5 protein-coding genes and 3 pseudogenes are annotated in these 6,658 nt (G+C 57.6%); 4 read left to right on the top strand and 4 right to left on the bottom strand.

Translation table 11 applies throughout. The annotated features are described in order from the left end of the window. The first annotated feature begins 199 nt into the window (after positions 1 to 199). Positions 200 to 520 (top strand): cupin domain-containing protein, encoded by a 321-nt coding sequence (locus DVH23_RS22855; RefSeq protein WP_114579646.1) that lies wholly within the window; start codon positions 200 to 202, stop codon positions 518 to 520. 367 nt (positions 521 to 887) lie between these two features. On the opposite strand, the gene DVH23_RS22850 is transcribed toward DVH23_RS22855, so the two are convergent. The 3 genes from DVH23_RS22850 to DVH23_RS22840 all read right to left on the bottom strand — a co-directional run bounded on the left by DVH23_RS22850 (position 888) and on the right by DVH23_RS22840 (position 4,371). Continuing rightward, entirely contained in the window at positions 888 to 1,436 is a 549-nt protein-coding gene (locus tag DVH23_RS22850) for a hypothetical protein (RefSeq protein ID WP_114579644.1), read from the bottom strand. Between the two features lie 338 nt (positions 1,437 to 1,774). After that, positions 1,775 to 2,848, bottom strand: a complete 1,074-nt coding sequence (locus DVH23_RS24465) for a thermonuclease family protein (RefSeq protein WP_198668081.1) — start codon at positions 2,846 to 2,848, stop codon at positions 1,775 to 1,777. Positions 2,849 to 3,603: 755 nt separating this feature from the next. Further along, positions 3,604 to 4,371, bottom strand: a complete 768-nt coding sequence (locus DVH23_RS22840; protein ID WP_114579643.1) for an SDR family NAD(P)-dependent oxidoreductase — start codon at positions 4,369 to 4,371, stop codon at positions 3,604 to 3,606. Positions 4,372 to 4,519: 148 nt separating this feature from the next. Here DVH23_RS22840 and DVH23_RS24885 point away from each other — a divergent pair. From DVH23_RS24885 to DVH23_RS25395, 3 genes and pseudogenes are all read left to right on the top strand, one after another. Continuing rightward, positions 4,520 to 4,777, top strand: a pseudogene (locus tag DVH23_RS24885) (DUF6735 family protein); the annotation flags it as partial. A 303-nt stretch (positions 4,778 to 5,080) separates the two neighbouring features. Then, positions 5,081 to 6,112, top strand: coding sequence for an NAD(P)-dependent alcohol dehydrogenase (locus tag DVH23_RS22825; protein WP_114579642.1), 1,032 nt, complete (start codon positions 5,081 to 5,083; stop codon positions 6,110 to 6,112). 340 nt (positions 6,113 to 6,452) lie between these two features. Continuing rightward, positions 6,453 to 6,536, top strand: a pseudogene (locus DVH23_RS25395) (transcriptional regulator); the annotation flags it as partial. Here the strand turns inward: DVH23_RS25395 and DVH23_RS22815 are convergent. Further along, positions 6,536 to 6,658: pseudogene (locus DVH23_RS22815) on the bottom strand (IS630 family transposase); the annotation flags it as partial. The pseudogenes DVH23_RS25395 and DVH23_RS22815 overlap by 1 nt on opposite strands.

The raw sequence follows: 6,658 nt of genomic DNA, 5'->3' as shown, positions 1-6,658 counted from the left end.
AACGTCGCTGTCTCCGCGACATTAAAGAACGAGTCTATCGAATGGTTCTCTTGCAGGGTCGCTGAGTGCATACCACCTCAGCATTCACCCTGCTCTTTGGTGTGGTAATCGTTCTATGACACCCTCGTTTCCCAGTGGTGGGCTCGCTTCTGAGCGGTCGGCATTAGATATTTGTGTCTATCTCTGTTGGCAAGAAATGATGTCCTATACGAAAGTGAACTACGAAGAGACCGAGACCAGCCACGGGATGCACTTTCTCCGAGACGAACTCGAGTGTACCGACCACGGGTTCACTGTTGTTGATGCTGAGCCGGGCTGGGAAGGACCCGAACACGAACATGACGACCAGGACCACGAAGAAGTATACTTCCTCGTTGACGGGGAAGCGACAGTGACCATCGATAACGACGACGACGTGTCGTTAGAACCCGGTGATGCGGTTCGTATCCCTCCAGATGCAACGCGCCAAATCGTGAACGGCGATACTGACAGTCAAATAATCCTTACGGGCGCCCCTTGAGGCCCTCCTCGCGCTAACGAACCCCGTCGTGACGAATTCGTCCTCTCTCAATTGGAGCGTTCAAACCTCAACCTACTCAATCCACAGAGGAACCACTTGCCACTGAGGTTCGTGTCGCCGAGGCGATAGCGGCTAGTCAACTACCCCACCCTACACGCATTCGTCGTGTTGAGAGTGGGGCTTGTTCGTGAACTCGGCTCGAACCATCGGGGAGGCGGTAAATCCGCTCTTCGGCGTCCCGTTTCAGGCTTGAGGGCGCCGTGTTCCGTCCTCGATCTCCTCCAGTTCTAAATCGAATTCTTCGCCTCTCGTTATTGGACGGATCGGGTTCAGGATAACCAGTCGCGGAACCGCCGATCGCGAAATATCACTCCCAATCGCGAAGCCGCTCGTACTCTGCTCGTCCGTCGGCCCACTTGTACGCGACGCCAGGAACCGGATCACCAATCCAGGCGAGCCAGCGGTCGGTTTCGAGCGGTCGAAACTGTACACGCGTCCCTGCCCGCGTCCCTTGGAAGGCGGGCTCGGCGTCCGTAAGGACTTGCCCGATCCACGCTGCCCGATCATCAGACAGGGCTGAGAACGCTGCTGTCCGCCCGCTGTCGTACTCGTGGGACCACTGGAGGCCGCCGGCGAGGGCGTACCAGATCCGCCCTGTATGCGACGAGATCGGTACGTCTACAGGCGGTGCTCGATCACTCTCCGTCCACTTAGCGTACTGCGATAGCGCCGAATGTGCGTGAGTCCGGATACGATACTCGGGCTGACGATCAGCCTCATACCTACGTTCGCGGATCGAATGGGTGAGCCAGCCGAGTTCCTCGGCCAGCCATTCCGCAAGCGACTCGCGGATAGTCCCGATAACGAGGTGTTTGTTCGGGCCGTTTCCGGCGATCGTCGCGCCTGCTAACACCATGCCCTTGATCGTTTCACGCTGGTGGTTCTCGAGACGTGGGAACGTACAGTTCGGCCCGAACCAATGGCGCGAAAGCCGCTGATAGCATCCACAGCCACGGGGACAGACGTACTTACTGGACATGAGATCTGGAAGCTACCCTCTCTTGGAGCAAGGCTTCGGCAAGGGGACAGCCGCGATTCTCGTGAATATCCATTAGCGGACCGATACCCGTTCGGCGGTCACTGCATTGGTGGGCCCCCAGTCGCGAGCGTCGTCGGAGAATGTGACGATGGATAGTCGCTCATCCTGACGATCGAGAATTCACGGATCAATGGAGATCTGGTGGGCGAACAGTTCTATGGCAACGATTCACAGGCGACGCCATCACCGTCTCCATCGAGGCCGTGGGGGTCGCCTGACTCGCCGTCGAGAACGGCTTGGGCCTGTTCTTGCGTCTCGAAGTCTCCACAGTTGTAATCACCATCGTCTGGAAGGGGCGGAATGTCGACATCGTCGGTATCGCCATTGTCCGATTCGGTTTCAGTCTCGGTTGGCGTTGATTCGCCCTCGAAATCCCAGAGGCCGACGCTGTTGGACCGCGCGTCCGCTTCAGCACTGTCGAACTCTTCGCGAAGACTGAACGTGGAATCATAGACGCGAGCGTAGCCACCTTCGAGCAATCCGAGATTGAAATTCGTCTCGCCAACGTAGATATACGCCAGTAAGCGACCGAAGCTCCCACGCTCGTCACCTTCACCGTCGGTCACGACACGAACCTCCTGACCTTCGAGCTCAGTGGTCGCGTACTGACTGGCCTGTTCGCCCCAGTTGTACAAGTGATCACGAGCAGCCTGGGTATCGGGGATTCCCTCGTACTCTCCGGGGCTCACATCGCCCAGCGTTGTTTCAGGCGTGTCGACACCGATCAAGCGGACTGTATCCTCTTCTCCATCAGCGAACTGGACTTCCATCGTATCGCCATCAACGACTCGCGTGACTGTCGCCTCTCGAGCCTCCCCGCCCGAGACCTCTGGAGGGACCGCCACTGCAGGTTCGGATGGCGTTGTTGTCTCAGTCTCCGTTGCTGTTGGCGTCTCCGTCTCTGTTGGGGAGGGTGTATCCTCCTCAGTGTCAGTCGCCTCTTCCGTCTCGGTCTCGGTATCAGTCGATTCTTCAGTGGACGTTTCGGTATCGGTCGGTTCTTCAGTATTTTCGGTCTCCTCCTCGGTCTCGCTCTCGGTTTCCGTCTCGGGTTCGTCTTCGGTCTCGGTTTCCGTTTCCTCTTCAGTCGTTTCAGTCGTCTCCTCGGGCTCCTCCGTCGGTTCTGCAGTCTCTTCGGACGTCGTAGTTTCAGATTCGTTATCGGTTTGTTCTGTCTCTTCTTCGGTTTCATTTTCGCTGTCCTCACCCTCGTTTCTCTCTTCGTCCACGGGACTTTCCTCGGTGGTATTCGTTTCCTCGAGTTCGTCGCTATCACCTTCGGTGTCTGTCCCATTGGTTTCTTCTGGCGACTCCGCTGCGCATCCAGCGAGAGCCATCATAACGCCGAGAAGAATAATCCCCAAGATCGTGACTCGCGACATAATTGTCTCTCAGCTTGGATTGTCCTAAGAGTAACGGCTAGCTAGAGAGTTCTATCCAGACACTCGTTTCTGTGGTTCGGAACCGAGATACGACGAGCATCGAGGATCATTGAAGCCAGATCCATGCTCCTCCTTTGGGACCGTATCAGCGATATCGGATGGGAGTATCGAGAGTACGATGTGTATCAGTGACATCCTCCCGCGCCTGAAGACGCGGGCCTCCCACGCCCACCAAACGGGCGGTTCGTTGGGACCTTCTGGTTTCGAGTTCGACGAACTCATGGCGGTGCCACGCCGCCGGTACTCCTATCCCACACGGGACTCGGAGGTACGTGGTTGTGTTTCGTCGGTCTGCGTTCCCGAGGGCTTACTTTTTGATGAGGCAAACACCGAGTCAACTGCCAGTTTTCGGGGTGTCGAGACGCGACGGTTCTCCGTCGTGGCGACGGATAGATATATGCCCGTGGGGCACCTAATCCTTCCGATTCGGGCGTTTGAACGGATGAAGACGGCGATTCATCCACGCCGTTTACGGCGTGGTATTCTCGCCTGCGAGTCCTATAACCTATGTATGCGGTTAATCTCCCCAGTTGGCATTCGAGTCAGCGGACGGTATATCCGCCATCGATCACAACTGATTCGCCAGTGACGTACCAGGCGGCATCACTTGCGAGGTACACCGCGAGTGGTGCGATATCAGCCGGGCGGGCGAACTCGTCGACGAGCATCTCTGAGCGCCAGGTGTCGACCGTCTTCTCGCCGTGGACGATGTTGTCGGTGAAGACGTAGCCGGGATTGATGTTGTTCACGCGGATCCCAAATTCGGCCCACTCTGAGGCGAGCTGGTTCTTGAACGCCTCCAGCGCCCCTTTCGACGCCTGATAATCGACCTGGTGCTGGGGGTAATTCGCGATGAAAGCAGACATCGAAGAGACGTTGAGGATGGCCCCGCCGCCATCGTCTTTCATCACCTCGCCTGCGTACTTACTACAGCGATACGCCCCAGTGAGATTGATGTCGATCGTCTCTTGGAACTCCTCGACGGACTTGTCCGCCACGCTGTTGTGATGGGTAATCCCGGCGTTGTTGACCAATACGTCGATTCCACCGAAGGTATCGACGACCTCCTCGGCTAGTGCCCTCACGTCAGCCTCGCTGGTGACGTCGGTCTGGACGGCTAGGGTGTCGACATCGGCTGCCGCCTCGATCTCATCCGCTGCGGCCGCCCCACTCTCTTCGTCACGGTTTGCGATTACGACGTCCGCACCGACGTCGGCGAATCCCTCGGCGATTGCGCGCCCGATTCCACGATTCCCTCCGGTCACGATCGCTGTCCGCCCGTCGAGTCGAAACGAGTCGAGTACGTCCATGGCGATGGCTCGTTCCGGTGTCACATGAAGGTATTTCCCTCACCGGGAACGGATCGGTCCCTTCTGGAAGTGCAATTCCACGACATATCCTGCCCGGCGTTGGTGGTGCGACCCGCATTCGCACACGACCATCAGCGGAGGTGGTGATGTGGGCCACCGCGCACTCGTTGCCTACGAACGAACTGATGGACAGTACCCGCTCCACTACAGCCACTGGGACACGGTAAACCTGAAACTGAAGCACCAAACCTCGGCTGAGTCGCCGTTCGGTGGCGAGGATACCAACTCCAAGTAGGCGAAACGGTGCTTGCGGGACTGGCCGATGACCCGAGCTGATACCCTCGACGGCTACATAGCCGATGAGGACCGATCATCGATCGTCGTCGAGCCAGCGACTGGCACTACTTGAGGACCCCGAAATGTTCACTTTCGAGGATGGTTACGTCGACCGGCCCCGGCCTCGGCATCGGGATCGATAAGAACCACTTCCGCGAGCAGACCCAGGCCCAGGTCAACTGATAGGGATCATCGTGGATATTTGGAGGCCCTCGCATGGAAAACGGTGTCTCGAGAGAAGCGTGCGACGAGAGAAACTACGAACTAGTTTGCTGATCCCTATGATACAACCCGTCTGGCACCACGAAGACGGTAGTATTGCTGGGTGGTGACGTCCCGCAGATTTTTGTAGCCGGTTACGGTGTCTCTACGTGTGCGAACCGCAGTGTTAGTCGAACCTACGGAGTTCCAGCTCGAGGACCATGAGCGTCCCGAACCAGGGCCCGACGACGTGCTCGTCGCGATACGTGACGTTGGTATCTGTGGATCGGACGTCCACTACTATGAACACGGACGTATCGGCGACTACGTCGTCGAGGATCCACTTGTGCTCGGCCACGAGAGTGCCGGCCAGGTTGTCGCGGTCGGCAAGAACGTTACTGGGCTCGAACCGGGTGACCGCGTCGCGCTCGAACCCGGCGTTCCGTGCCGGCGTTGTGCCCACTGCAGGCGCGGCGACTACCACCTCTGTGAGTCGGTCGAGTTCATGGCGACGCCGCCACACGACGGCGCGTTCGCCGAATACGTCGCCTGGCCGGCAGATTTCGCGTACAAACTCCCGGATAACGTCTCCACTATCGAGGGAGCGCTCTGTGAACCCCTCTCGGTCGGCATCCACGCCTGCCGTCGGGGCGAGGTTGGAACGGGCGACACCGTCCTAATCACGGGGGCTGGACCCATCGGGCTCATGGTCGCCGAGGCCGCGCGTGCTGCTGGTGCAACAGACGTCCTGATCACGGATGTCGTCGAAGAGAAACTTGACTTCGCCCACAAACGAGGCATCGACCTCGCAGTGAACGTGGCCGAGGACGACCTCGAAGCGGCCGTCGACGAGTACACCGACGGCGTCGGTGCCGACGTCGTCGTCGAAGCCTCCGGGGCAGAGCCGTCGATTCGGTCGACGCTCGACGTCGTCCGTCGCGGCGGAACTGTCGTTCTCGTGGGTCTGGCGGACGAGGCAGAGGTGCCTTTCGACGTATTAGATGTCATCGACAACGAGATAGACGTCCACGGCTCCTTCCGGTACAAGAATACCTACGATGCGGCCATCGCCCTCCTCGCCGATGGTGTCGTTGATGTTGACGGAATTGTTGACTTCGAGTCGTCGCTTGACGAGATTGACGACGCGTTCCAGCGAGCGATGAATCCAACGGTCGTCAAAGGTGTCGTCTCGTTCGAGGAATGAATTGGTCGCGTCGCAAAGCCGTCTAGACCTTGCCTCCAGAGTTGGATCGCAGATCACGTGAAGTCTGTTACAGTACTATATCGCCGTGCCCCAGGTGCACGAAGTTCGGGCGCATTTCTAACCAGATAATCATCACGAGTCGCCGATCGTGTCTGATTTGACGGCAGCCAGCATCCACTGTACTTCCAATATCGAGCATTCTGGATCCTCTATGCTTGGTGTAGTCTCCTCTTCCATACCCTCTATCGAAGTTGAGGTCCGGTCTCTCAATGAATACGTGTTGAACTCTCCCAAAATAGAGTAGTATACTGATACAACACCACCAAACGAATTCGAGGACATCAACGAGGTGGTTAGCGACGAGTGGGTGTCTGAGACAACTCCCTACGAGCGTGTTCGTCACGTTATTGCCCATACTTATACTCACGGACATAAATACGTAAAGATATTTGGTGGATTGATGTTGTCGAGTGCAGCGAGCGCGGCATCCTGAAGTTCGTCCAGTGAGTCGAACAGGCGGTTACCGAGTACCTGATTGAGCTTCTT

Origin of the sequence: Saliphagus sp. LR7 (assembly GCF_003344565.1) — an archaeon.
Classification (GTDB): Archaea; Halobacteriota; Halobacteria; order Halobacteriales; family Natrialbaceae; genus Saliphagus; species Saliphagus infecundisoli.
Note: the sequence above shows the minus strand (reverse complement) of the source record. Positions and strands in the feature narration are given on the sequence as shown.

Excerpts from the sequence above, each read along its gene's own strand:
- DVH23_RS22855 (WP_114579646.1), top strand. The coding sequence starts at position 200 with ATGTCCTATACGAAAGTGAACTACGAAGAGACCGAGACCAGCCACGGG.
- DVH23_RS22850 (WP_114579644.1), bottom strand. The coding sequence starts at position 1,436 with ATGGTGTTAGCAGGCGCGACGATCGCCGGAAACGGCCCGAACAAACAC.
- DVH23_RS22840 (WP_114579643.1), bottom strand. The coding sequence starts at position 4,371 with ATGGACGTACTCGACTCGTTTCGACTCGACGGGCGGACAGCGATCGTG.